Annotated in this window: 21 protein-coding genes and 1 pseudogene; 12 read left to right on the top strand and 10 right to left on the bottom strand. The window is 58.6% G+C overall.

Annotated elements, in window-relative coordinates; all coding sequences use genetic code 11:
• Window positions 1-256: 256 nt before the first annotated feature.
• Window positions 257-2,149, top strand: coding sequence for a penicillin-binding protein 2 (gene mrdA, locus ACIONG_RS26355; protein WP_315447500.1), 1,893 nt, complete (start codon window positions 257-259; stop codon window positions 2,147-2,149).
• Between the two features lie 54 nt (window positions 2,150-2,203).
• On the opposite strand, the gene ACIONG_RS26350 is transcribed toward mrdA, so the two are convergent.
• The 3 genes from ACIONG_RS26350 to ACIONG_RS26340 all read right to left on the bottom strand — a co-directional run bounded on the left by ACIONG_RS26350 (window position 2,204) and on the right by ACIONG_RS26340 (window position 3,782).
• The gene (locus ACIONG_RS26350; RefSeq protein WP_401303624.1) at window positions 2,204-2,875 is read right to left on the bottom strand and encodes a hypothetical protein; all 672 of its coding nucleotides are present in this window, start codon (window positions 2,873-2,875) and stop codon (window positions 2,204-2,206) included.
• An 85-nt stretch (window positions 2,876-2,960) separates the two neighbouring features.
• Window positions 2,961-3,167, bottom strand: a complete 207-nt coding sequence (locus ACIONG_RS26345; RefSeq protein WP_003226632.1) for a helix-turn-helix transcriptional regulator — start codon at window positions 3,165-3,167, stop codon at window positions 2,961-2,963.
• 9 nt (window positions 3,168-3,176) lie between these two features.
• Window positions 3,177-3,782, bottom strand: coding sequence for a hypothetical protein (locus ACIONG_RS26340; protein WP_103305049.1), 606 nt, complete (start codon window positions 3,780-3,782; stop codon window positions 3,177-3,179).
• Between the two features lie 107 nt (window positions 3,783-3,889).
• On the opposite strand from ACIONG_RS26340, the pseudogene ACIONG_RS26335 reads away from it, so the two are divergent.
• Window positions 3,890-4,057: pseudogene (locus ACIONG_RS26335) on the top strand (quinohemoprotein amine dehydrogenase subunit beta); the annotation flags it as partial.
• 146 nt (window positions 4,058-4,203) lie between these two features.
• Here the strand turns inward: ACIONG_RS26335 and ACIONG_RS26330 are convergent.
• Window positions 4,204-4,608 (bottom strand): lysozyme inhibitor LprI family protein, encoded by a 405-nt coding sequence (locus ACIONG_RS26330; protein WP_401303622.1) that lies wholly within the window; start codon window positions 4,606-4,608, stop codon window positions 4,204-4,206.
• A gap of 55 nt (window positions 4,609-4,663) precedes the next feature.
• Window positions 4,664-5,584, bottom strand: coding sequence for an ADP-ribosylglycohydrolase family protein (locus tag ACIONG_RS26325; protein ID WP_401303620.1), 921 nt, complete (start codon window positions 5,582-5,584; stop codon window positions 4,664-4,666).
• A gap of 196 nt (window positions 5,585-5,780) precedes the next feature.
• On the opposite strand from ACIONG_RS26325, the gene ACIONG_RS26320 reads away from it, so the two are divergent.
• A complete protein-coding gene (locus ACIONG_RS26320) occupies window positions 5,781-6,260 on the top strand; it encodes an SRPBCC family protein (RefSeq protein WP_401303618.1) in 480 nt (159 codons plus the stop codon).
• Between the two features lie 16 nt (window positions 6,261-6,276).
• Window positions 6,277-7,077, top strand: a complete 801-nt coding sequence (locus ACIONG_RS26315) for an aminoglycoside phosphotransferase family protein (protein WP_401303616.1) — start codon at window positions 6,277-6,279, stop codon at window positions 7,075-7,077.
• Window positions 7,078-7,481: 404 nt separating this feature from the next.
• Here the strand turns inward: ACIONG_RS26315 and acnA are convergent, their stop codons facing one another.
• Window positions 7,482-10,223, bottom strand: coding sequence for an aconitate hydratase AcnA (acnA, locus tag ACIONG_RS26310; protein WP_401303614.1), 2,742 nt, complete (start codon window positions 10,221-10,223; stop codon window positions 7,482-7,484).
• Between the two features lie 222 nt (window positions 10,224-10,445).
• Here acnA and rlmM point away from each other — a divergent pair, with 222 nt between their 5' ends.
• Both rlmM and tusA read left to right on the top strand, forming a co-directional pair.
• Window positions 10,446-11,519, top strand: coding sequence for a 23S rRNA (cytidine(2498)-2'-O)-methyltransferase RlmM (gene rlmM / locus ACIONG_RS26305; RefSeq protein WP_315447513.1), 1,074 nt, complete (start codon window positions 10,446-10,448; stop codon window positions 11,517-11,519).
• Between the two features lie 195 nt (window positions 11,520-11,714).
• Window positions 11,715-11,966, top strand: coding sequence for a sulfurtransferase TusA (tusA, locus tag ACIONG_RS26300; RefSeq protein WP_103305056.1), 252 nt, complete (start codon window positions 11,715-11,717; stop codon window positions 11,964-11,966).
• A gap of 62 nt (window positions 11,967-12,028) precedes the next feature.
• Here tusA and ACIONG_RS26295 read toward each other — a convergent pair whose 3' ends face one another.
• Window positions 12,029-13,438, bottom strand: coding sequence for an MATE family efflux transporter (locus ACIONG_RS26295; RefSeq protein ID WP_315447515.1), 1,410 nt, complete (start codon window positions 13,436-13,438; stop codon window positions 12,029-12,031).
• Between the two features lie 215 nt (window positions 13,439-13,653).
• On the opposite strand from ACIONG_RS26295, the gene pdxB reads away from it, so the two are divergent.
• A complete protein-coding gene (gene pdxB, locus ACIONG_RS26290) occupies window positions 13,654-14,796 on the top strand; it encodes a 4-phosphoerythronate dehydrogenase PdxB (protein ID WP_401303613.1) in 1,143 nt (380 codons plus the stop codon).
• 182 nt (window positions 14,797-14,978) lie between these two features.
• Here the strand turns inward: pdxB and ACIONG_RS26285 are convergent, their stop codons facing one another.
• A complete protein-coding gene (locus ACIONG_RS26285; RefSeq protein ID WP_103305059.1) occupies window positions 14,979-15,158 on the bottom strand; it encodes a PA1571 family protein in 180 nt (59 codons plus the stop codon).
• 256 nt (window positions 15,159-15,414) lie between these two features.
• Between ACIONG_RS26285 and ACIONG_RS26280 the strand changes: the two genes are divergently transcribed.
• Entirely contained in the window at window positions 15,415-17,199 is a 1,785-nt protein-coding gene (locus ACIONG_RS26280; protein WP_401303611.1) for an ABC transporter transmembrane domain-containing protein, read from the top strand.
• A gap of 57 nt (window positions 17,200-17,256) precedes the next feature.
• The gene (locus ACIONG_RS26275) at window positions 17,257-18,285 is read left to right on the top strand and encodes a Fic family protein (protein ID WP_401303610.1); all 1,029 of its coding nucleotides are present in this window, start codon (window positions 17,257-17,259) and stop codon (window positions 18,283-18,285) included.
• Window positions 18,286-18,365: 80 nt separating this feature from the next.
• Here ACIONG_RS26275 and ACIONG_RS26270 read toward each other — a convergent pair whose 3' ends face one another.
• Window positions 18,366-20,294 carry a transglycosylase SLT domain-containing protein gene (locus ACIONG_RS26270; protein ID WP_401303608.1) on the bottom strand — a complete coding sequence of 643 codons (1,929 nt, stop codon included), beginning with the start codon at window positions 20,292-20,294 and terminating at the stop codon, window positions 18,366-18,368.
• 214 nt (window positions 20,295-20,508) lie between these two features.
• Here ACIONG_RS26270 and ACIONG_RS26265 point away from each other — a divergent pair, with 214 nt between their 5' ends.
• The gene (locus ACIONG_RS26265; protein ID WP_103305062.1) at window positions 20,509-22,431 is read left to right on the top strand and encodes an ATP-binding cassette domain-containing protein; all 1,923 of its coding nucleotides are present in this window, start codon (window positions 20,509-20,511) and stop codon (window positions 22,429-22,431) included.
• Between the two features lie 84 nt (window positions 22,432-22,515).
• On the opposite strand, the gene ACIONG_RS26260 is transcribed toward ACIONG_RS26265, so the two are convergent.
• The gene (locus tag ACIONG_RS26260) at window positions 22,516-22,953 is read right to left on the bottom strand and encodes a universal stress protein (RefSeq protein ID WP_007910454.1); all 438 of its coding nucleotides are present in this window, start codon (window positions 22,951-22,953) and stop codon (window positions 22,516-22,518) included.
• A 103-nt stretch (window positions 22,954-23,056) separates the two neighbouring features.
• On the opposite strand from ACIONG_RS26260, the gene ACIONG_RS26255 reads away from it, so the two are divergent.
• Both ACIONG_RS26255 and ACIONG_RS26250 read left to right on the top strand, forming a co-directional pair.
• Window positions 23,057-23,494 (top strand): hypothetical protein, encoded by a 438-nt coding sequence (locus ACIONG_RS26255; protein WP_213026139.1) that lies wholly within the window; start codon window positions 23,057-23,059, stop codon window positions 23,492-23,494.
• 527 nt (window positions 23,495-24,021) lie between these two features.
• Window positions 24,022-24,145: hypothetical protein (locus ACIONG_RS26250; RefSeq protein ID WP_401303627.1), on the top strand; the 124-nt coding region annotated here is incomplete at its 3' end.

The raw sequence follows: 24,145 nt of genomic DNA, 5'->3' as shown, positions 1-24,145 counted from the left end.
GTTTCCCCATGTGAGAGTAGGTCATCGTCAAGATTAAATTCCGAAACCCCAATTGCGAAAGCAGTTGGGGTTTTGTTTTGCCCGCAGGAAAGTTTTTCCCTCATTCCCGGAGAGTCCAGTCGTCACCAGAGCTGCCATTGGGGAAAAACGTTCTGAAGTGACCGGGCAGTTTTTGGTATGGTGCAGCTCGTTTTTTCACGGACGGATGTCATGCCTATGGATTGGCACTCATTTATGTCAAAGAGTTGCTGTAGAAATGCCTGAGCCAATCCCGATCAAGGATCACGAAAAAGAGACGCGTCTGGTCAACAAGCGGTTGATCGCCTGCGCCTTGTTTGTCTTCGCTATCAGCTGTGCCCTGGTGGTGCGGTTGTACATCCTGCAAGTGGTAGAGTTCGACTACCACTCGACCATCTCTGAAAACAATCGCGTACATGTCTTGCCGATCCCGCCGACACGCGGACTGATCTACGACCGCAACGGCGTGCTATTGGCCGATAACCGTCCCAGCTACAATCTGACCATCACTCGCGAGCGCGCAACCGACGTCAATCAGGAACTGGACGAGGTCATCAACCTTCTCCACTTGCCTGCCGAAGATCGCGCAGTCTTCGATAAGGCCATGAAACAGTCCCGTCATCCGTTCACGCCGGTGACGCTGTTCTATGAACTGACCGAGGAGCAGATTGCCGTATTAGCGGTCAATGAGTTTCGTCTACCAGGTCTAGATGTTGAACCGCAGTTCGTCCGCGATTACCCACTCGGTGCGCACTTTGCCCACTCGATCGGTTATGTCGGCCGAATCAACGAGAAAGAATCCAAGACGCTCGATTCGGTTGAATATCGCGGTACCCAGTCCATCGGTAAAACCGGCATCGAGCGTTTTTACGAAGCGCAGTTGCACGGTCACGTCGGTTACGAAGAAGTGGAAACCAATGCCCAGGGCCGTGTGTTGCGAGTGCTTAAACACACTGACCCGGTGCCGGGTAAAAACATTGTCCTGAGTCTCGACGTCAAACTGCAGGAAGCGGCCGAGGCTGCTCTCGGTGATCGTCGTGGTTCAGTCGTGGCGCTCGATCCGTCCACCGGGGAAGTGCTGGCAATGGTCAGTAACCCGAGTTTTGACCCGAATCTGTTTGTCACCGGTATCAGTTCCAAGGAATATTCGGCGCTGCGCGACTCCATCGACCGGCCACTCTTCAATCGCGTGCTGCGCGGCTTGTACGCACCGGGCTCGACGATCAAACCGGAAGTGGCCATTGCCGGGCTCGATGCCGGAGTTGTCACGCCGCAGACCCGAGTGTTCGACCCGGGCTACTACCAACTCCCGGACTTCGATCACAAGTACCGCAACTGGAACCACAGTGGCGATGGCTGGGTAGACATGGACGCGGCGATCATGCGCTCCAACGATACGTACTTCTACGACCTGGCGCACAAACTGGGCATTGATCGGCTGCATGACTACATGGCCATGTTCGGCCTTGGCGAAAAAGTCTCGCTGGACATGTTCGAAGAATCCCCCGGCCTGATGCCATCCCAGGCCTGGAAGCGTGCGACGCGGCGACAGGCGTGGTTCCCGGGCGAGACAGTGATTCTCGGCATCGGTCAGGGCTATATGCAGGTGACGCCGCTGCAACTGGCTCAGGCCACTGCGTTGATCGCCAACAAAGGCGTATGGAACCGTCCGCACTTGGCTAAGACCGTCGATGGCATCGCACCGGTCGACGAGCACCCGATGCCAAATATCCTCCTCAAGGATCCGCGCGACTGGGAGCAGGTCAACCATGGTATGCAGATGGTGATGCACGATGCCCGTGGCATTGCTCGTGCGGCAGCGGCAGGGGCGCAATACCGCATCGCCGGCAAGAGCGGCACGGCGCAGGTCGTCGCGATCAAGCAGGGTGAGCGCTACAACCGCGAGAAAACGCTTGAGCGCCACCGCGACAACGCCTTGTTCGTCGGCTTCGCACCGGCTGAACATCCGAAGATCGCGATTTCGGTGATGATCGAGAACGGTGAAGCGGGCGGTCGGGTGGCCGGCCCCGTCGTGCGGCAAATCATGGATGCCTGGTTGCTCGATCAGGATGGCCATCTCAAGCCGCAATACGCGGCGCCGACCAAAGCGCCGGGTGATCCGCACGTTTAGCCGGCAACCGCTTCCCGACACAGTTTGCGCCTGTGCCGGGAAGCGGCCATCGGGCTACTTGCAGCTATAACCCTCGGGCATCGTCACCGTGTAGTTGCGTTGCACACGGTCGTGGAAGTCGAGGTTCTGCAGGCCTTGTTCCACCAGAAAGGCTTCGACTTTGGCCGCCTGGCAGTCATCGTTGTAGGACGAAGCCCGGAGCAGGTAGACCGCGCGCTTGCTCACTTCATCCCGGGCAGTGGCGGTGAAGGTGCTGAGGGTGGTGTAACCGGTTCGCTCCGAGGTTCCAACAGGGCCATAAGTGGTATTTGGCTTGCTGGTACAGATCAGTCGATCTTCTTTTTTCTTGATGTTCTTGCACACCGTCGAGGTACTGGTTGGCACTTGCCCGTAGTCAGTGGCGGTGTAGCGGTAAGTCACCTGTCGACTGCCAACATCAAGGCTGACTGTCATTTTGATCGGTGCATGGTTCCTCGGCAGGCTGGCGTCGGTATACACCTCCAGAAACCCCCTGTCTTTCAGCGCGTTGACCATATCGCGAAGATAGTAACGGGCATTAAGTGCGTTTTCATCGCTGCCGCCTGCAGAGGTCACCAGTACAGTGGCCTGGCGGTCGAATTGATAATCCGGATCGGGTGTTGCGTTGAGTGCCACGTTTATTTGTGTGGCGCAGCCGCTGAGTAACGCCGTCAGCAACAACAGCGTGAAGAAGAAATAACGGGACATGCAATAGCCGCCTTGCTAATAAGGAATGAATAAGGATTAAACGGTTGGAACCCGCAATAAACTAATCGCGGGTAGAAACGAAGACTCAGTCTTTTTGATATTCCAGCAGATCGCCCGGCTGGCAATCGAGCGCAGCGCAGAGCTTGTCCAGGGTTGCCATCTTCACCCCCTTGACCTTGCCATTTTTCAGTAATGACAGATTAGCCTCGGTGATGCCCAGTAGAGCGGCTAACTCTTTGGAGCGAATTTTTTGCGTGGCCATGACAACGTCAAGGCGGACGATAATGGTCATTATATTGTTCTATATGTATTGACTTTGCTCATCGCTGAGGACTTTTGCATCACGCATGATAATTGAAAACAAACAGAGCAAAACGCCTTTGATAATTTCGTAGGCGGAAGTGGAAGACAGGCCGATCGAGAATTTGAAAATGCGCTCTCCCGCAGGCAAGTCTATGGACAGCGCCAAACCTTGCAAGGTTTCTACGAGTGGATAGGTTGCCGGAGAAACAATGCACAGCACACCCACGCGCCACAGGACTCTGATATTGCGATCGGTCCAGGTTTCACCACGCGACAGGCGCAGGAAAAACAGACCGGTCAGCCATAACGCGTAGACCGATAGCAGAACGGGCAGGAAGTCCAAAATGACGATCAGGGCAGTGGCCAGTGGCGATAGCCAAGTGGCGGGATCGAGCAGCGCGCCTTCGACAAACGGATCAAGCAATTGCGGCGAGCCTTCAGCGAACGCGTAGAGCAGGGCCGCGAGCATTTCATCCATTTTGAACATCCAGAGCGTTGCGCTACCGCCGACCTCAGTGACGCCCAGAAACCAGACGAGAATCGCCGCCAGCAATCCAACCCAGTGCATGCGCTGCAACGCCGCGCCATCGATGCGAGTACTCATGAAAATTCCTTGCCATGTCAGTTCAGATAACTGATTCTCGATGTTTAATTATCGAATTGCAATAAATTATTATGATTGTACTCCGTCGACAAAGTCGACGTGCTGATCCCGGTCGCCACTTGAAACGCACCAACTACCGTGCGCCAGAGTGGAATCAACAGACTTACCGCGATGATTTTTCACTGCTCTACACTGCGGCGAAATTCATAGACAAAAAGCAGGACTCGGCGACTGCCGAATGCCTGTATGACCTGTTCAACATTGACCTGGTGACGCCGAGACGATGAAGCAGACGGTGAGTATCAAGCTGCCAGGGGGGATGGCGATTACCACGGCGCAGATTTTATCCGGCAATTTGCGGCGTCCAGGCTGATGCCATCGCTGGCTTGCCAGCGATGAGGTCTTTGAATTCAGCGAAAATTCAGGCCCCGGGTACCGGGCAACTCATGTCACCTTCCTCACACTTCAAATACTGCTTTAGCGCCTCAACCCGCACCTTGGTCACCCCGGTCAGGCAACTGCTGTAAACCAACGGATAAACACTCCCGCCCGTCACCCCCGATGACGAAAACGTGCATTCGGCGTCACGAAAGCCGATCCACGCCCGCTGCGCATCAACCAGCAGTTTTGTGGCCTCGGCATTGTCTTTCAAGCGCTCTTTGATTTGCTTGTACACCGCGTTCAACTCGTTGTCGGCCGCCTTGTAATCCTGCCCGGCGCACTGGTTCATCGTTGCCTGATCGCTGGCATTCGCGCAGTCGGCGGCGGCGTGGGCGATGGGGGTAAACAGAAAAGGCGTCAGGGCCAGAAGCAGGCGTGGGGACATGGACAATCTCGCTGTGTCGGATGAAAGTGCAGAACAGTGTAGCGATTAAGCGCGGCTATTCCGGCGCTCGTAATCGCGAGGCTTCCAGCAGACGATCTGCAGTCGCAGTGATTTCTTCGCCCTCATGCAACTTCTCCAGCCAGTGGGCAGGAATGGCACGCACGCCGTAATGAGCACCGGCCAATTGGCCAACGATCGCAGCGGTGGTGTCGGCGTCCTCACCCAGATTCGCCGCTTGCAGGATGGCCTCAGCAAAGTTTCCGGTGTGATGAAAGCACCACAACGCCGCTTCCAGCGATTGCACGCTATAGCCGCTGCCGCGGATTTCACGGCTTGATTTGCTGAGGTAATCACCACGGGCAATCGCCGCGACTTTCGGTTGAGTGAACGCCGACACGGATGAATGGCGCAATTCTGTCTTGGAGGCGCCCTGCAGTGCCTTGCCGATCAGCTCGGCGAAAAGTTGGCAGCACTCGATGGCTTCAGGGGCGGCGTGGGTCGTCCGTGAGCTGTCAGCGGCAAAACGCTGAATCAGTTGGGGATCAGGAAAGTAAAACAGCACCACCGGCACCAATCGCATGAGCGAGCCGTTGCCAGCGGTGTACGGGTCGATCGAGCCGGCAAAGGGCTCGCCGGTTTGCTGGTAGTGCGACAGCGCCTGACTGACGGTCATGCCGATATCGAAGCATTCGCCGGTGGAGCTCAGATACCCCCATTTCCACCAGTTGAGGTAGCGCCCCATCTGGTCGGCAGCATCGAAGCCGTTCTTGTTCAGCAGACTTTCCGCCAGACACAGCGCCATCGAAGTGTCGTCCGTCCATTGCCCGGGCTTCAAGTGGAATGGGCCACCTCCGACCATGTCCGATAACGGCTGAAATGAGCCTCGCGGCTGGAATTCGACCGTGGTGCCGACCGCGTCGCCGCAGGCCAGGCCAAGCAGGGCGCCGCGATAACGCTCGGGGAGTGATGGCTGCATGATTCATCCTTGTCTGGTTCTGTATCGCGGGAAAAGGTAACAGTTTCATCCGCAGGTCTGCCCTCGAATTCGCACAATTGACCCAGGCAAGATGCCGCCGGATGTTTCCCCGCGATGACCTGCTGCACCGCTTTGATACAACTTCAGGTTGGACATGTGGTCATACAGGCCTAGTGTTCAGAACAGGAGGTGACGTATGAAACCAGTACCCAATAGTTTCGAACGCAAAATCACGCTCAAGGTGCCGCGTTCACATGTCTGGCGTGCATTGGTCGATGCCGAGGCATTTGGTCAGTGGTTTGGTGTGGCGCTGGAGGGCAGGCGTTTTATTGCCGGCGAATGGACGCAAGGGCAGGTCACGTATCCGGGTTATGAACATGTGTTGTGGAATGTGCTGATCGAACGGGTCGAGCCGCAGCAGTTGTTCTCGTTCCGTTGGCATCCGTATGCGGTCAACCCGAAGATCGATTATTCCCAGGAGCCGACCACCCTGGTCAGGTTCGAACTGGAAGACTTCGAGAGTGGCACGCTGCTGAAAGTGTCCGAATCAGGCTTCGCGCACATTCCCGATATCCGCCAGAAAGAGGCGTATTACATGGACAGCCGTGGCTGGGAAGAACAGTTGAGCCGGCTCGAACAGTTCCTCGTCGAAAGTGCCAAGGCTCGCGAGCGTTAGGGTGGCTGACAGCGCAATGTTCGAACCCTGGCTCAAGCGCTGGTCACTGGTGCCGGACGGGCCACCGATCATCACGCCCGGCAGCCGGCTGTTGCCGGTGCGTCTGGGTGACACCCGGGCGATGCTGAAACTGGCCGACGACGCCGAGGAAAAGTATGGCAATCGGCTGATGGTCTGGTGGAACGGCGAGGGCGCGGCTCGGGTGTTGGCGCACCATGAGGATGGCTTGCTGATGGAGCGGGCCATGGGGCAGCGTTCGCTGATGCACATGGCGCTCAATGGCCAGGATGATGAGGCCAGCCGCATTCTGTGCACCGCGCTGGCGAGACTGCATGCCCCGCGTGCCACGTTGCCCCCGCCGCTGGTAGAGCTGGGGCCGTGGTTCGTTTCGCTGCGAATGGCTGCCGCACTGCATGGCGGGCCCTATGCCCTGAGCCTGCAAACCGCCGATGCCTTGCTCGCTGATCCGCAGGAAGTGGTGGTGCTGCACGGTGACATGCACCACGACAACGTCCTCGATTTCGGCCCGCGCGGCTGGTTGGCGATTGATTCGAAGCGAGTAAGGGGCGAACGCGGTTTTGACTACGCCAATCTGATCTGCAACCCGGACCTGCCGACGGCGGGCGACCCCGAGCGATTTCTCCGGCAGGTAGAGGTTATTGTTGCGGCTGCTAGCCTGGATCGTCGTCGCCTGCTGCAATGGGTGCTGGCGTTTGCCGGGTTGTCTGCCGCATGGTTTCTGGAGGATGACCTTCAGGAACAGGCCTCAGGACAGCTGAAAGTCGCGAAAATCGCGGCGTCCATGCTCAACGCCTGACATGGCTAAGGGTTTTCGGAAGGGGCGCTATGGCGAATGTCTTACACGCGATGGTAGCTATGTCGACTATTGCCGATTGGATCCATCGCGTAATCTACACCCATCAACTGAAGCACAGGGAGTGCTTCAGGATCACGGATGATCGACCATTGCAAGGATCGCTGCCGACAGGGAGTCGATAATGGTCTTGGGAAAAACCCGCTTCGGCGGGTTTTTTTTCGCCTGTCGAAAAGTACTATCGACTATCGGGCGAACTACCTGTGGCGAGGGAGCTTGCTCCCGCTAGGGCGCGAAGCGGCCCACTTTCTAATACCGCGCTCTTTCAGCAAGAACGCGGTGTCGATTTTCAGGGCTGCTGCGCAGCCCATCGGGGATAAATCCCCTCGCCACAGGGGATCCAAGCGCTAGGAGGCGATCAGCTGACGCAACACATAATGCAGAATCCCGCCCGACTTGAAGTACTCCACCTCGTTCAGGGTGTCGATGCGGCATAGCACTTCGATTTTCTCCTGACGTCCGTCCTCACGGGTGATCACCAGGGGCAGGTTCATCCGCGGCGTCAGTTCGACACCGGTCAGGCCCTGAATCTCGAAGGTCTCCTTGCCGGTCAGATTCAGGCTCTTGCGGTTCTGATCGAGCTTGAACTGCAACGGCAACACACCCATGCCCACCAGGTTGGAACGGTGAATGCGCTCGAAGCTCTCGGCAATCACCGCTTTTACGCCCAGCAGGTTGGTGCCTTTAGCCGCCCAGTCACGACTGGACCCTGTGCCATATTCCTGCCCGGCAATCACCACCAGCGGTGTGCCCGAAGCCTGGTAGCGCATGGCCGCATCGTAGATCGGCAATTTCTCGCCGCTCGGAATGTAGATCGTATTGCCACCTTCTTCACCGCCGAGCATCTCGTTACGGATTCGAATGTTGGCAAAGGTGCCGCGCATCATCACTTCGTGGTTGCCGCGACGCGAGCCGTAGGAGTTGAAGTCTCGCGGCTCCACGCCTTTGTCGCGCAGGTAACGTCCGGCCGGGCTGTCAGCCTTGATATTGCCGGCAGGGGAAATGTGGTCGGTGGTCACCGAGTCGCCGAGCAAGGCCAGCACGCGCGCGCCCTTCACATCCTTGATCTCAGGCAGCGGGCCGCCTATGTCATCGAAGAACGGCGGATGCTGGATGTAAGTCGAATCGTCCTGCCACACGTAAGTCGCCGCTTGCGGCACCTCGATGGCCTGCCACTGCTCATCACCGGCAAACACTTCGGCATATTCCTTGTGAAACATCGCCGTGCTGACCTGACTCACCGCCTCGGCGATTTCCTGGCTGCTTGGCCAGATGTCACGCAGATAAACCGGGTTGCCCTGTTGATCGTTACCGAGCGGTTCGCTGCTGATATCGGTACGAACAGTGCCGGCCAGCGCATAGGCCACCACTAGTGGTGGCGAGGCCAGCCAGTTGGTTTTCACCAGCGGATGCACCCGACCTTCGAAGTTGCGGTTGCCAGACAGCACCGAGGCGACGGCAAGGTCGGCTTTCTGGATGGCTTTCTCGATCGGCTCAGGCAGTGGCCCGGAGTTGCCGATGCAAGTGGTGCAGCCATACCCGACCAGCGAAAACCCGAGCTGGTCGAGGTATTGCGTCAGCCCCGCCGCCTTGTAGTAATCGGTGACCACTTTCGAGCCCGGCGCCAGTGAACTCTTGACCCACGGTTTGCGCGTCAGGCCTTTCTCCACGGCTTTTTTCGCCAGGAGCCCGGCGGCCATCATCACGCTCGGGTTGGACGTATTGGTGCAAGAGGTGATCGCGGCAATGACCACGGCGCCGTTTTTCAGGCGATAGGTATGGCCCTCGTATTCGTATTCGGTTTCGCCGATCAGATCGGCGTTGCCCACCGCCACGCCGCCGCCCCCTTCGCTTTCCAGGCGACCTTCTTCTTTGCTGGTGGGTTTGAATTGCAAATCGAGGAAGTCGCTGAAGGCTTGCGCGACATTAGGCAGTGAAACCCGATCCTGCGGGCGTTTCGGCCCGGCCAGACTGGATTCGACGCTGCCCATGTCCAGCGCCAGGCTGTCGGTGAATACCGGTTCCTGGCCCGGAAGACGCCAGAGCCCTTGAGCCTTGGTGTAGGCCTCGACCAGTTTCACCACTTGCGCCGGGCGCCCGGAAAGGCGCAGGTAATCCAGCGTTACCTCATCGACCGGGAAGAAGCCGCACGTCGCGCCGTATTCCGGGGCCATGTTGGCGATGGTTGCGCGGTCAGCCAGCGGCAGTTCGGCGAGGCCGTCGCCATAAAACTCGACGAATTTGCCGACCACGCCTTTCTTGCGCAGCATCTGCGTGACGGTCAGCACCAGGTCAGTGGCAGTGATGCCTTCCTTGAGCTTACCGGTGAGTTTGAAGCCGATTACTTCCGGAATCAGCATCGACACCGGTTGCCCGAGCATCGCCGCTTCCGCTTCGATGCCGCCGACACCCCAGCCGAGGACGCCAAGACCGTTGATCATGGTGGTGTGGGAGTCGGTGCCGACCAGCGTGTCGGGGAAGGCGTAGGTACGGCCGTCTTCATCCTTGGTCCACACCGTGCGGCCGAGGTATTCGAGGTTGACCTGGTGGCAGATCCCGGTGCCCGGTGGCACCACGCTGAAGTTGTCGAAAGCACTTTGGCCCCAGCGCAGAAAGGCGTAACGCTCGCCGTTACGCTGCATTTCGATGTCGACGTTCTGTTCGAAGGCGCTGGCGGTGGCGAATTTGTCGACCATCACCGAGTGGTCGATCACCAGGTCGACAGGCGACAACGGATTGATTCGCTGCGGATCGCCGCCGGCCTTGGCCATCGCGGCGCGCATCGCGGCGAGGTCGACCACGGCCGGTACGCCGGTAAAGTCCTGCATCAATACTCGGGCAGGGCGGTACTGGATTTCCCGGTCAGAGCGGCGCTCCTTGAGCCACGCGGCGATGGCCTTGAGGTCGGCGCCGGTAACGGTTTTTTCATCTTCCCAGCGCAGCAGGTTTTCCAGCAGGACTTTCAGCGACATCGGCAGCTTGTCGATATTGCCAAGGGTCTTGGCGGCATCAGGCAAGCTGAAATAGTGGTAGGTCTTGTCGTCGATTTGTAGAGTTTTAAGGGTCTTCAGACTATCGAGGGACGGCATTACGATCACTCCTTTGAATCCGCACGGCTACGGATTGAGGGGACGAATAGAGCTTTAAACCTAGCCCTGTTTTAGGTAGCTGGCTAATAACTGGACTCTATGAGCGGAACCAAGGTTCCGACATCGGCTATCATGCGCCGGTTTTCGTGACAGGCATTGCTGCAACGCAACGCTTGAGCATCGCGCAGTGGCCGAATGATCGCCCGCTGCCCAGGAGTAAGAATGAACACCCTATTCATGCATTGCCGGCCAGGCTTCGAAGGCGAAGTCTGTTCGGAGATTTCCGACCTCGCCGCGCAACTCAACGTGTCCGGTTACGCCAAGGCCAAAGCCGCTTCGGCGTACGCCGAGTTTGTCTGCACCGAAGAAGACGGTGCCGAGCGCCTGATGCGCGGTCAGCGTTTCGCCGAACTGATCTTTCCGCGCCAATGGGCGCGTGGCGTCTTCATCGATTTGCCGGAAACTGACCGCATCAGCGTGATTCTCGCGCACATGGCTGAATTCCCGGTGTGCGGCAGCCTGTGGCTGGAAGTCGTCGACACCAATGACGGCAAGGAACTGTCGAACTTCTGCAAGAAATTCGAAGGCCCGCTGCGCAAGGCCCTGACCGCTGCCGGCAAACTGGTGGATGACGCTAGCAAGCCGCGTCTGTTGCTGACCTTCAAAAGTGGTCGTGAAGTGTTTCTCGGCATGGCCGATGCCGGTAACTCGGCGATGTGGCCGATGGGCATTCCGCGCCTGAAGTTTCCCCGTGAAGCGCCGAGCCGTTCGACGCTGAAGCTGGAAGAGGCCTGGCACCACTTTATTCCGCGTGATCAGTGGGAAGATCGCCTGCACAGCGACATGACCGGGGTTGATCTCGGTGCAGCGCCGGGCGGCTGGACCTGGCAACTGGTCAACCGCGGCATGCTGGTAACCGCCATCGACAACGGCCCGATGGCTGAAAGCCTGATGGACACCGGGCTCGTGCAGCACTTGATGGCTGACGGTTTCACCTTCAAGCCCAAGCAACCGGTGGACTGGATGGTCTGCGATATCGTCGAGAAACCGGCGCGTAACGCCGCGATGCTCGAAGAGTGGATCGGCGAAGGGCATTGCCGCGAGGCGGTGGTCAATCTGAAACTGCCGATGAAGCAGCGTTATGCCGAGGTGAAGCGCTTGCTCGAGCGCATTGCCGATGGTTTCAAGGCTCGTGGGATCAAGGTCGATATCGGCTGCAAACAGCTGTATCACGATCGCGAGGAAGTGACCTGCCACCTGCGCCGTCACGACACCAAGAAAGCCAAATCCCGCTGATTGAAGTGAACTGCTTTTGTGGCGAGGGAGCTTGCTCCCGCTGTGCTGCGAAGCGGCCCCGAATTCGGCGCCGTTGTTCCTTCAGGCACACCGGGCCAACAGATTTTGCGACGGCTACGCCGCCGAGCGGGAGCAAGCTCCCTCGCCACAAACCCGGCAATGCGCGACAATGCCGGCCAGTTTCAGGAGTGAATCATGAGTGAAATGATTGATACGCCGGTCGACGGCACCCTCGACGCCACCGGCCTCAACTGCCCCGAGCCGGTGATGATGTTGCACCAGCACATCCGTGACCTGGTGCCCGGCGGCCTGCTCAAGGTGATCGCCACCGATCCCTCGACCCGTCGCGACATTCCCAAGTTCTGCGTGTTTCTCGACCATGAACTGGTCGGCCAGCACGAAGAGGCCGGGACTTATCTGTACTGGATTCGCAAGAAGTCCGATTGAGTCCGGGCAAAAAAAAGACCTGCATGTGCAGGTCTTTTTTTATGGGTGCCTTTTATGAGTATTCAGCCCATCGAACGACTGATCCGAATGCGCTTGCGCGCGCTGCGCGTCAGGCGGATCGACAGCATCAGCGCCGCGCAGCTCAAGCCGACAATCAAACCCTGCCACAAACCGCTCGGGCCCCGAGGCTCGCCGAGCCAGTCGGTCAGCCCGAGGGCATAACCCACCGGCAAGCCAATGCCCCAGTAGGCGAACAGAGTCAGGATCATCGTCACGCGAGTGTCCTGATAACCGCGCAGGGCGCCAGCTGCGGTGACCTGAATCGCATCCGAAAACTGGAACAGCGCCGAATACACGATCAGCATCGCCGCGATGTGAATCACTGTCGGGTCAGCGGTGTAGATGGCCGCAATCGGTTCGCGCAGCAGCAACATCATGCTCGCCGACAGGCAGGCGTAGGCCAGCGCGGTGCCCATGCCGACGCCAGCGGCAAAACGCGCTTCACGCGGTTCCTCACGGCCCAGTGCCTGACCGACGCGCACAGTCACGGCCATGCCCAACGAGTACGGAATCATGAACACCAGCGAACTGACGTTCAGCGCAATCTGGTGCCCAGCCACGACGGTGGCGCCGAGGCTGCCGATCAGCAGGGCGATCACGGCAAAAATGCTCGACTCGGCAAACACGGCGATGCCGATTGGCAGGCCGATGGCCAGCAGACGCTTGATCACCGCCCATTGCGGCCAGTCGAAACGGCTGAAAATTTCGCTCGAACGGTAGGCCGGTGCCCAGCGCTCATAACCGGCCAGACCCAGCGCCATCACCCACATCACGATGGCTGTGGCCCAGCCGCAGCCGACGCCGCCCATGGCCGGCACACCGAAGTGGCCATAAATGAAGACGTAGTTCAGCGGTATGTTCAGCGCCAGACCGCACAGGCCCAATACCATTGCCGGGCGGGTACGACCGATGCCGTCACTGGTGCAGCGCAGGACGTGATAGAACGCCACCGCCGGCAGACCGCTGGCGATGCCATGCAGGTATTGCATGCACGGGCCGATCAGCTCCGGATCAACCTTCATCAGGTGCAGCACCGGCTCGGCGGCGACCAGCATCGCCGTGGCAATCAGGCCGACCACCAGCGCCAGCCACAACGCCTGACGGACAATCGGACCGATCTCGCTGTGGGTGCCGGCGCCAAAGCGCTGGGCGACTTTCGGCGTGGTTGCCAGCAGGGTGCCGGTCATCAGCAGAAACACCGGCACCCAGATCGAGTTGCCCAGAGCCACGGCCGCCAGATCTTTTGGCCCGACGCGCCCGGCCATCACCGCATCGACGAAGCCCATGGCCGTGGTCGCCAGTTGCGCGATGATGATCGGCAAGGCCAGGGCGAGCAGGTTCTTGAACTCCAGACGAATCCGCGCGGGGCGGGTCAGGGAGACGGCGACAGGTTGGTCAGTTACAGAATTCACAGGCAAAGCGTCCACAGAGGTTGATGCGCAAGGCGCCGCATTCTACGCCGCTGACGCTTTGGTCAGGAAAAATCCTCTGTTGCGGATTTGTAATCTACTGGAAGGCGATTGCTCCCTCGCCACAGGGGCAGTGCTGTTCTTGCGCTTGCAATCAAAGCCCGCTGGCTCGGCGACCGATCTGCACCTAAACTGCCGATCCGCCCAAGGAGCCCGCCATGCTGATTGTTGCCGATGAAAATATCCCGCTGCTCGATGCCTTTTTTGCCGGTTTCGGTGAGATCCGCCGGGTCCCGGGCCGTTCCATAGACCGCGCGACGGTGGAGCAGGCCGACGTATTACTGGTGCGTTCGGTGACCAACGTCAACCGCGCCTTGCTGGAAGGCAGCAAGGTTCGCTTTGTCGGCACCTGCACCATCGGTACTGATCATCTGGATCTTGAGTACTTCGCCGAGGCTGGCATTAACTGGTCAAGCGCGCCCGGCTGCAATGCCCGTGGCGTGGTCGATTACGTACTGGGCAGTCTGATGACGCTCGCCGAAATCGAAGGTGTCGATCTGACTCAGCGGACTTACGGTGTCGTCGGCGCCGGTGAGGTGGGTGGGCGACTGATCAAGGTCCTCAAGGGGTTGGGCTGGAACGTCAAAGTCTGCGATCCACCGCGCCAGGCCACCGAGGGGGGCGATTACGTCAGCCTCGAGCAGATCATTGAGCAATGCGATGTGATCAGTCTGCACACGCCGCTGACCAGAAGCGGCGCAGGCGCGACCTGGCATCTGTTCGATCAGCAACGTTTGCAACAGCTCAAGCCCGGTGCCTGGCTGATCAACGCGGCGCGCGGTCCTGTGGTGGATAACGCCGCACTGCGCAAAGTGCTGCTACATCGTGAAGACTTGCAAGCCGTTCTCGATGTTTGGGAAGCCGAGCCTGAAGTCGATGTCGAACTGGCCGAACTCTGCGTACTGGCCACGCCACACATTGCCGGTTACAGCCTTGACGGTAAACAGCGCGGGACGGCGCAGATCTATCAGGCGTATTGCGAATTCACCGGCCAGCCCGCGAGCATCCAGCTCAGTGACCTTTTGCCAGCACCGTGGCTGTCGGAAGTCACCTTGCATGCCGACAGCGATCCGGCCTGGGCGCTGGCGATGTTGTGCCGTGGCGTGTACGACCCTCGCCGGGATGACGCGGATTTCCGCCGCAGCCTTGTAGGCAATGTCGGCGAGCAGCGTGCGGCGTTCGATGTCTTGCGCAAGCAGTATCCGGTGCGGCGCGAGATTGAAGGGCTGAAGGTGCGGATTGAAGGGGAGTCGTCAGAATTGCGCCAGATAGTGGCGGCGCTGGGTGCGGTTGCTGTTTAAAAACCGAGGTGGCTTTATCGCTGGCAAGCCAGCTCCCACAGGTTTCGCGGAGTGCGCAGATTTTAAGTACGACGAAAATCCTGTGGGAGCTGGCTTGCCAGCGATAGCTTCACCACAAATCCCGGATTTACAGACAGAAAAAACCCGGCCAAAGGGGCCGGGTCAGGAAGACGGTGGCTATATCACTTTTGTTCGGCAGGCTTGACCAATCGCTTCTCCAGTTCGCGGCAAGCGTCCTGGATCATGTCTTCAGTGATCGGTACTTCACGCCCGTCCTTATCGATAATCGAGCAACCCAGAGTCTGGCCGGGCTTGGTGCGGATCACTTCAATCTTGTCTTCGCTGCGGTGTTGCAAGGACATGGCCTGTCTCCTCATCAGGTTGTGCGCCTAGGTTAAAACCCCCACGTGACCGGGCTGTGACAACTCCCTGCGGTCTGTCGGCGGCGGCATCTCCACTCAAACAGAAATGACCGTTCGTCTCAACTGCGACGTTAGACCAATAGCAACTATGGCCTAGTCTTTGGGGGCATATTTAACCTGACTCATTGTGATTTACAGAGTTCCACCCCAAAGAAGGTTTACGCTAGCCCTTTCATCACCATGGATGCGTACCTGAATGACCCCGAAGCTTTCTTCAAGGCACCGTCGCGCGCTGCGTCTGACCAGTCGATTTCTGGCCCCTTACCGCTGGCAAGTCATCGGTGCGCTGCTGGCGCTGATCGTCACCGCCGCCGTCACGTTGTCGATGGGGCAGGGGATCAAACTGCTGGTCGATCGGGGCTTCATGACCCAGTCTCCGCACCAGCTCAATCAGAGCATCGGCATTTTCATGTTGATGGTGCTGGGTCTGGCAGTCGGTACGTTCGCGCGGTTTTACTGGGTGTCCTGGATTGGCGAACGCGTCGTGGCCGATATTCGCCGCGAGGTGTTCAACCATCTGGTTTATCTGCACCCAGGCTTCTACGAGAACAACCGCAGTTCGGAGATCCAGTCGCGGCTGACCGCCGACACGACGTTGCTGCAATCGGTGATCGGTTCGTCGCTGTCGATGTTCCTGCGTAATCTGCTCATGGTCATCGGTGGCGTCATCCTGCTGTTCGTGACCAACGCAAAACTCACCAGCATCGTGGTGATTGCCTTGCCGTTCGTGGTGGCGCCGATTCTGATTTTCGGTCGGCGTGTACGAAACCTGTCGCGGTTGAGTCAGGACCGGGTTGCCGATATCGGCAGCTACGTTTCCGAAACTCTCGGCCAGATCAAAACCGTGCAGGCCTACAACCATCAGGTGCAGGACGAACAGCGCTTTTCGGCGACGGTGGAGGACGCTTTCGACACCGCGCGCAAACGCATTTTCCAGCGCTCATGGATGATCACCATGGTGATCGTGCTGGTGCTGGGCGCGGTGGCGGTGATGTTGTGGGTCGGTGGCATGGACGTGATCGCCGGGCGAATCACCGGGGGCGAACTGGCGGCGTTTGTCTTTTACAGCCTGATCGTGGGCAGTGCGATCGGTACTTTGAGTGAAGTGATCGGCGAACTGCAACGCGCTGCCGGCGCTGCTGAGCGCATCGCTGAATTGCTGCGTTCGGAGAACATCATCCAGTCGCCAACCACGGGCCTTGTGACCTTGCCGGCGCGGGTGCGCGGTGAGCTGCAATTGCAGGATGTGCGTTTTTCCTACCCCTCGCGTCCTGAAAGCTACGCCGTCAACGGCTTGAATCTGACTATCCGCGCCGGAGAGACGCTGGCGCTGGTGGGGCCGTCCGGTGCTGGCAAGTCCACGGTGTATGACTTGCTGCTGCGCTTTTATGACCCGCTGGAAGGACGGATCCTCATCGATGGCGTACCGCTGACCCGTCTCGACCCGTTGGACCTGCGCCGCCACTTCGCCTTGGTGTCACAGTCGCCAGCACTGTTTTTTGGCAGCGTTGAAGAGAACATTCGTTACGGCAACCCGGGGGCAACGCTGGACCAGGTCAAGCAAGCGGCAAGAATTGCCCATGCCCACGACTTCATCGAGAAAATGCCCAACGGTTACCAGACCCATCTCGGCGATGGTGGTCTCGGCCTTTCCGGCGGCCAGCGGCAACGTTTGGCGATTGCCCGTGCGTTGCTGGTCGACGCGCCGATCCTGCTGCTGGATGAAGCCACCAGCGCCCTCGATGCGCAAAGCGAGCATCTGATCCAGGAAGCTCTGCCAAGCCTGATGGAGAACAGCACCACGCTGGTGATCGCGCATCGACTGGCCACGGTGAAAAACGCTGACCGGATTGCGGTGATGGACCAGGGCAAACTTGTGGCCATTGGCACCCATCAGGAACTCATCGTCAGCAATCCGCTGTACGCGCGGCTGGCGTCATTGCAGTTCAACGATGGAAAAGTAACGGTTGATCAAGTCTGATGGACACTGCTCGCATCGGGCATTATGGCGGCCTGTTTGGAATGCCTGGATGAGGACATGAGCCGTTACCAACCGCCGTTGACCCTAACCACACGAATGATTGCGTTGATCGCCGAAATCAGCGAGCAAATCGGTCAGCTTTCGGCTGGGGGCGATAGTCGGCAGACGCCTCATCTGCGTCGAGGCAATCGTATTCGTACGATTCAGGCCTCTTTGGCAATCGAAAACAATACATTGAGTGTCGAGCAGGTAACCGCAGTGCTCGCCGGGCAACGGGTTTTAGGTTTGCCCAAGGAAATTCAAGAAGTGCGCAATGCGTTTACAGCGTATGAAACCATGCCGCAATGGCAGCCTGACAGCAGGGCTGACCTGCTTCAAGCGCATGAGATGTTGATGCATGGGCTGATTGATGAGTGCGGGCACTTTCGTCGAGCGGGTGTGGGGATTTATCGCGGAGAACAACTGGTTCATATGGCGCCGCCTCCGAGCCGCATATCACCGCTGATGGATGACTTACTGGCATGGCTTGTGCGCTCTGAATGGCATCCGCTGATCATCAGCTGCGTATTCCACTATGAATTTGAGTTCATCCATCCGTTTGCTGATGGAAACGGTCGAATGGGACGGCTGTGGCAAACATTGATATTGAGCCAATGGCGCCCGGTCCTGGCGTATTTGCCGGTCGAAGCGGTGATTCGAGAGGAGCAGGATGCCTATTACACTGCCTTGTCTGCTTCTGACCGGCAGGGAGAGTCAACGCCTTTCGTCGAGTACATGTTGCATGCGCTAAATGTTTCGTTGCGAGAAGCCATCGCTAATGAGTCAGCAAGCGACCCAGTAACCGACCCAGTAACCGACCTAGTAGCAAGATTATTGTTAACTCTGGGACCTCGTTCTTTGAGGATCAGTGATGTGATGGCAGAGATGAGCCTGGCTCACAAGGCTACGTTCAGATCCAACTATCTCAAGCCGGCCTTAACCGCTGGAATGATCGAAATGACAGATCCTCAATCGCCCAAGAATCCAACCCAGAAATATCGGCTTACTCAACTTGGCAAAATGATGGTTAAAAAGTTGAAGTGTTAAGTCCGCAGCCGATAGCTCAATAAAAAATGCCCGTGTCTCGCGATACGGGCATCTTTCGTTATCTGGCACTAAGCGCTGGATTACTGATCATCAAAATACCGCTCGTGCCAATCCACCAGTGGCTGTGGTGAATTGAGCTTCTGGCCGTAGATCACCGAATAAGACAGTACGTTCTGCACGTACTGACGGGTTTCGTCGAAGGGAATGCTTTCCACCCAGACGTCGAAACTCAAGTGATCAGCGCCGCGCAGCCATTGGCGTACGCGACCGGGCCCGGCGTTATAGGCGGCGGAAGCGAGGACGCGGTTGCCGTTGAACTGGCTATGGACCTGGCTCAGGTAAGCGGCGCCGAGCTGGATGTTCTTGTCGGGATCGAGCACCTGCTGTGGCGAGGCCAGCGGGATGCTGAACTTGCGCGCGGTTTCCTTGGCGGTGCCGGGCATCAACTGCATCAGGCCACTGGCGCCGACGCCGGAGCGAGCGTCGTCCATAAACGCACTTTCCTGACGGGTGATCGCGAACACCCAACTCGAATGCAGGCCACGTACCTTGGCTTCACGCACGAGGGTTTCGCGGTGGGCCATCGGGAAGCGGATATCCAGATCGTCCCAGTATTGCGCCTGACTGATCGTGCGGATCGCCGGGAAATACCATTTCAGGTCGTAGGCGAGTTTGGCCTGGGCCACCATTTCGTCGCGATTGAAGTGGCGGCTGACGTGATACCACTCGCGGCGACCGTCGACGATCTGCCCGCGGGCATGGAATTCCAGCGCACGGCGCACGCCCGGCGTGTTGCGCACTTTGTTGATTAGCGCCTGGCTCAGCACCAATGGCTTGTTGTTGAGCGAGTAGGGCGACTGCGAGCGGTCAGCGGCGAGGAAACCGTAGAAGTCCCGTTCCCGCGCCAGATTTTTGTACAGGGTTTGTGCTTGCGGGTTCTGCGGCTGGGCCAGTTCAAGGCTACGCGCCTGCCAGTAGCGCCAGCGGTTGGTGGTGGCCAGGTCTTGCGGAAGACGCTTGGTCAGTTCGTATGCGTCGTCCCAGCGAGCGAGGCGCAGCAATAGGCGCAAACGCCATTCCGAGACGGTGTTGTCGCGTAACTCCGGGTCGTATTTGGTCATCACGTCCAGCGCGCGGCTGTCGAAACGCCGAGCGAGGGTCAGACCGATTTCCCGGGCAATCGCGACTTTTTCATCGCGGGAGAAATGCATGCTGCTGGCGTAACCGTCGAGCAACGCCATGGCCTTGTCCGGATCCTGACGTGCCAGTCGGCGCAAGCCGAGGCTGACCACATCGGACATCGGCTCATCGGCCGGGGTGAAGCGCGAAGGTTGATTGAGCAACTCCGGTTTTTGCGCCACATCCACCAGCAAACGACCGCGCGGGGCGAGGGTGGTCAGGCCGTTGACCAGACTGTTGGCCAGTGGATAGTTGCGTGCCTGGGCGGCGAGCTTGGTGCGTTCCCAGCGTTTCTGTTCGGTGAGCTGGCCATCGGAGGCCCAGATGCCGAACAGCGCGTCGCAGGCCGCCGGTTGCGATTTGCCGGTCAGCCACAGTTTGTCGGCATTGGCATAGCCTTCGGCCTTGTGGCCGCTACTGATCTGGTACTGCGCATTGAGGCAGTCGAGTTCAGTGAAGTTGAGTTTCGGGTCGTAATATTTTACGAAGGTGGCCCAGTCGCCACGGTCGGCGAGCCAGCGCAACCAGCGCAGCTTCATCCAGTTGGCCTGGGGCAGGTCGCCGTGCTCGGCGAGGAATTTCTCGATTTCGGCGTTGCTCGCGGTTTTCAGGCGCGCGGTCAGTTCGTCGTAAGCGAGGTATGGTTCCAGCGGATAATCGGCCAAGGCTTGGCTGTAGCGGAAATACGGCCCGGTATCGCCCTTGGCCAGCGCGCGTTTGGCTTCATCGTAATACTGGCGTTGGGTGGACAGGTCCACCGCCTGGGCGGATTGAGCGGCAGCGGCGGTAAGTAGCAAACAGGACAAAACACTGAGAAGGCGACTGCGCATGAGACATCCGGGCAGAGAAATCATGACAAGTGCCGACCTGAATCAGCACTGAATTTTCTGTAGCTTAGCCTTTTGCCAGCAAGCGGCGAAAGCTTTGCGGGCCTCACAGCACAAGTTCGCAACAAATGTTGTGCAGAGTGCTTCGACAGACAAATTGCCGGCCTGCTGAAGCCCTAAGTCAGGTAGAATGCGCGCCCGGTTTTTGGAGAAGCTCATGACCCTGCTCAAATTCAGCGATGTGTCCCTTGCATTCGGCGCGATGCCGTTGTTGGACAAGGTGTCCTGGCAGATCGCCCGTGGTGAGCGGGTGTGCATCATCGGCCGCAACGGCACTGGCAAGTCCAGCATGATGAAACTGGTCAAGGGCGACCAGAAGCCCGATGACGGCTCGGTGTGGCGTGCCCCCGGTCTGAAAATCGGCGAATTGCCGCAAGAATTGCCAGTGGCCGACGATCGGACTGTGTTCGACGTGGTTGCCGAAGGCCTCGATGGTGTGGGCGCGTTGCTCGCCGAGTACCATCACCTTGCGCAGAACTGCGTCACTGAAGAAGACCTCAACAAGCTGATGCACGTTCAGCAAGACCTCGAAGCCCGTGATGGCTGGCGCTTGCAGACCCTGGTCGAAAGTACCCTGAGCCGCCTGCAACTGCCGGCCGACAAGACCCTCGCCCAGTTGTCCGGCGGCTGGCGTCGTCGCGTGCTGCTGGCGCAGGCGCTGGTGTCCGAGCCGGATCTGCTGCTGCTCGACGAACCGACCAACCACCTGGACATCGGTGCGATTGCCTGGCTTGAAGAAGCGCTGAAAGATTTCCAGGGCGCCGTGCTGTTCATCACGCACGACCGTTCCTTCCTGCAAAACCTTGCCACGCGCATCCTTGAACTGGATCGCGGCGGTCTGATCGACTGGAACGGCGACTACGCCAGTTTCCTCGTGCACAAAGAGGCTGCGCTGGCGGCCGAAGAAACCGCGAACGCGTTGTTCGACAAGAAACTGGCTCAGGAAGAAGTCTGGATTCGCCAGGGCATCAAGGCCCGTCGCACCCGTAACGAAGGCCGCGTCCGTGCCCTGAAAGCCCTGCGTGTTGAGCGCAGCGAGCGTCGTGAGCGCACCGGCAAGGCCAACATTCAGCTGGACACTGCCGACAAATCCGGCAAGCAGGTGATGGTGCTCGAGAACGTGAGTTTCGCTCACCCGGGCGGCCCGTTCCTGATCAAGGATTTCTCGATGGTCCTGACGCGCGGCGACCGTATCGGTTTGCTCGGCGCCAACGGTACCGGCAAGACCACTCTGTTGAAGCTGATGCTCAGCGGTCTGCAACCGACCAGCGGCACAGTGGAGGAGGGTACGCGGATCGACGTGGCTTACTTCGACCAGTTGCGCCATCAACTGGATCTGGAAAAAACCGTTATCGATAACGTTGCCGAAGGTCGCGACTTCATCGATATCGACGGCCAGAGCCGTCACGTACTGAGCTACCTTGGCGACTTCCTGTTCAGCCCGCAGCGTGCCCGCACGCCGGTCAAGGCGCTGTCGGGTGGTGAGCGTGCGCGTCTGTTGCTGGCCAAACTGTTCAGCAAACCGGCGAACCTGCTGGTCCTCGACGAACCGACCAACGACCTCGACGTGGAAACCCTCGAGCTGCTCGAAGAAGTGCTGCTGACCTTCAACGGCACCGTGTTGATGGTCAGCCACGACCGGGCATTCCTCGACAACGTCGTGACCAGCACCCTGGTTTTTGAAGGCGAAGGCAAGGTGCGTGAATACGTCGGTGGCTATCAGGACTGGATCCGTCAGGGCGGCTCGCCGCGCCTGCTGGGCGTGACCGAAAGCAAGTCGGGCAAGGCTGACTTGAATTCGGCGGTGGTCACTGCTGAGCCTGCTGTGGTCGCAGCGCCTGCCGCCGCTGCCCCGGCTGCCAAGAAGAAGTTGAGCTACAAGCTGCAACGCGAGCTGGAAGCGTTGCCGGGCGATATCGACGCCAAGGAACAGCAGATCGCTGCTGTTGAGGCTGAGATGGCTGAAGCCGGTTTCTACCAGCGTCCGGCGGCTGAAACGGCCAAGGTGATTGCTTCGCTGGAGCAGTTGCAGGCTGAGCTGGATGCGTTGGTGGAGCGTTGGGCCGAGCTGGATGCCTGATTGATCCAGCCATGAAAAAGCCCGGCCTCATTCGCGTGAGGCCGGGCTTTTTGTAGGCGCTGTCGAATGCTGATCCTACAGGTTTCAGCGTTTGACCAAGTGCACCGCCAGCACATCGCAAGGTGCGCCGTGCAGTACATCGTTGGCGGTCGAGCCGAGGAGCAATGCCAGACCGTGACGACCATGGCTGCCGACCACGATCAGATCGCACGCCTGTTCCTTGGCGAAATGATGGATTTCCTGGCGTGGCTGGCCGTAGGTCAAGTGGCAGTTGGCGCCTTCGAGTTCGGAGTACTTGAGTTTCAAGCGCTCAAGCCGCTCTTTGGCCTGATCGAACTGTTGCTGTTGCAGTTGTGACAGGTCCATTGGCACGTCGCCACCGAACGCCATGGCCATCGGCTCGACGATATGCACCAGCGACAGCTTGGCGCCGTTGCTCACCGACAGCTCTCGGGCGCGGTGGATGACAGGGTCGCACTCTTCAGTCAGGTCTACGGCGACCAGGATGTGGTGGTAGGGCATGAGGTGCTCCTCGTGAGGGTTCAATATTGTTAAGTATGGCTGGTTTCAAGCGCATTGGTTCCAAAGTGACGCAATGGGCTCATCAAGATTCGGGAGTACAGATATGACGGTCTGGATAGTGGTGTCAATCCTGCTGGTGGTATTGAGTCCGCTGGCATGGTTGCGTCCATCGCGCGCGCAGAGCGGGCGCATCGCCCTGCGTATGGAGGCGCGGCGCATCGGGCTGGCCATGCAACTGGCGCCTCAGGAGTGGCCGCATTGGCTCTCGCAAGAGCCGCCAAGCCCCTGCGCGCAGTACCATCGCCCGCGGCGTGGCAATCAGCCGGCGTGCTGGACGTACTGGCAAAAATCGCCGGGTGTCTGGGTCAATCAGTGGCAGGAGGTCTGCGAGGATCGGGCACTGCTCAATCATTTCGAAAAATTGCCGGACAATGTCTACAAGGTCGAGGCGGATAAACAGATGATCGCCTTGTATTGGGGCGAGAAGGGCGAAGCAACGGTTCTGCAGGATATCGACGCCACACTGAAAGCGCTGGCATGACGCGCGGACTTTTCGCACTGCAATGGTGTGAAGCGTCTGGCAGACGAGCAATAAAAAGCCCGACATGATTCATCGGGCTGGGTTGGCCAGGCAGGCCGGAAACTTTTTTGATGCCGGTCGCGTCGAGCGGCAAGCGCACTTTCTCTGTAGTCCCAGCCAGCGTAGCCTTTTAAACAGGGCTCGTTGCGAATTAGGGCGAATTTTCTAACTATTGATTCTATGAATGGCTTCACATGCAGACGCGTGTTGCTGGTCTTCGTGGTACGGAAATGACCGCAAAGTCGCATTTCAACCCGTATTTTGGGCGATTGACAATTGTCGGAAATTCCGTGAAGGTGACGTACCCAAATCAAACGGGCGTATGAATTGAGCGTTTGTCTTACAGACTGCTCCTACAGAATCCCGACTATCGCGTTGGCGGGTGTGCCGGGTGGATTGGCGTCAGCATTGACGAAAAAGCGTCTTGCCAAGCCATTCGCCTGCGTCCGACGTGTACTGTTCAGCTTCCATATCGTGGAGATCAGTTGATGATTTACGAAGGTAAAGCCATCACGGTTAAAGCTCTTGAAAGTGGCATCGTCGAATTGAAATTCGACCTCAAGGGTGAGTCCGTCAACAAGTTCAACCGTCTAACCCTGAACGAACTGCGTG

Origin of the sequence: Pseudomonas sp. NPDC087817 (genome assembly GCF_044742875.1) — a bacterium.
Taxonomy (GTDB): Bacteria; Pseudomonadota; Gammaproteobacteria; order Pseudomonadales; family Pseudomonadaceae; genus Aquipseudomonas.
Note: the sequence above shows the minus strand (reverse complement) of the source record. Positions and strands in the feature narration are given on the sequence as shown.

Bases quoted from the DNA above. Each gene is read 5' to 3' on its own strand.
- mrdA (WP_315447500.1), top strand. From the start codon at position 257: ATGCCTGAGCCAATCCCGATCAAGGATCACGAAAAAGAGACGCGTCTG.
- ACIONG_RS26350 (WP_401303624.1), bottom strand. From the start codon at position 2,875: ATGTCCCGTTATTTCTTCTTCACGCTGTTGTTGCTGACGGCGTTACTC.
- ACIONG_RS26345 (WP_003226632.1), bottom strand. From the start codon at position 3,167: ATGACCATTATCGTCCGCCTTGACGTTGTCATGGCCACGCAAAAAATT.
- ACIONG_RS26340 (WP_103305049.1), bottom strand. From the start codon at position 3,782: ATGAGTACTCGCATCGATGGCGCGGCGTTGCAGCGCATGCACTGGGTT.
- ACIONG_RS26330 (WP_401303622.1), bottom strand. From the start codon at position 4,608: ATGTCCCCACGCCTGCTTCTGGCCCTGACGCCTTTTCTGTTTACCCCC.
- ACIONG_RS26325 (WP_401303620.1), bottom strand. From the start codon at position 5,584: ATGCAGCCATCACTCCCCGAGCGTTATCGCGGCGCCCTGCTTGGCCTG.
- ACIONG_RS26320 (WP_401303618.1), top strand. From the start codon at position 5,781: ATGAAACCAGTACCCAATAGTTTCGAACGCAAAATCACGCTCAAGGTG.
- ACIONG_RS26315 (WP_401303616.1), top strand. From the start codon at position 6,277: ATGTTCGAACCCTGGCTCAAGCGCTGGTCACTGGTGCCGGACGGGCCA.
- acnA (WP_401303614.1), bottom strand. From the start codon at position 10,223: ATGCCGTCCCTCGATAGTCTGAAGACCCTTAAAACTCTACAAATCGAC.
- rlmM (WP_315447513.1), top strand. From the start codon at position 10,446: ATGAACACCCTATTCATGCATTGCCGGCCAGGCTTCGAAGGCGAAGTC.
- tusA (WP_103305056.1), top strand. From the start codon at position 11,715: ATGAGTGAAATGATTGATACGCCGGTCGACGGCACCCTCGACGCCACC.
- pdxB (WP_401303613.1), top strand. From the start codon at position 13,654: ATGCTGATTGTTGCCGATGAAAATATCCCGCTGCTCGATGCCTTTTTT.
- ACIONG_RS26285 (WP_103305059.1), bottom strand. From the start codon at position 15,158: ATGTCCTTGCAACACCGCAGCGAAGACAAGATTGAAGTGATCCGCACC.
- ACIONG_RS26280 (WP_401303611.1), top strand. From the start codon at position 15,415: ATGACCCCGAAGCTTTCTTCAAGGCACCGTCGCGCGCTGCGTCTGACC.
- ACIONG_RS26275 (WP_401303610.1), top strand. From the start codon at position 17,257: ATGAGCCGTTACCAACCGCCGTTGACCCTAACCACACGAATGATTGCG.
- ACIONG_RS26270 (WP_401303608.1), bottom strand. From the start codon at position 20,294: ATGCGCAGTCGCCTTCTCAGTGTTTTGTCCTGTTTGCTACTTACCGCC.
- ACIONG_RS26265 (WP_103305062.1), top strand. From the start codon at position 20,509: ATGACCCTGCTCAAATTCAGCGATGTGTCCCTTGCATTCGGCGCGATG.
- ACIONG_RS26260 (WP_007910454.1), bottom strand. From the start codon at position 22,953: ATGCCCTACCACCACATCCTGGTCGCCGTAGACCTGACTGAAGAGTGC.
- ACIONG_RS26255 (WP_213026139.1), top strand. From the start codon at position 23,057: ATGACGGTCTGGATAGTGGTGTCAATCCTGCTGGTGGTATTGAGTCCG.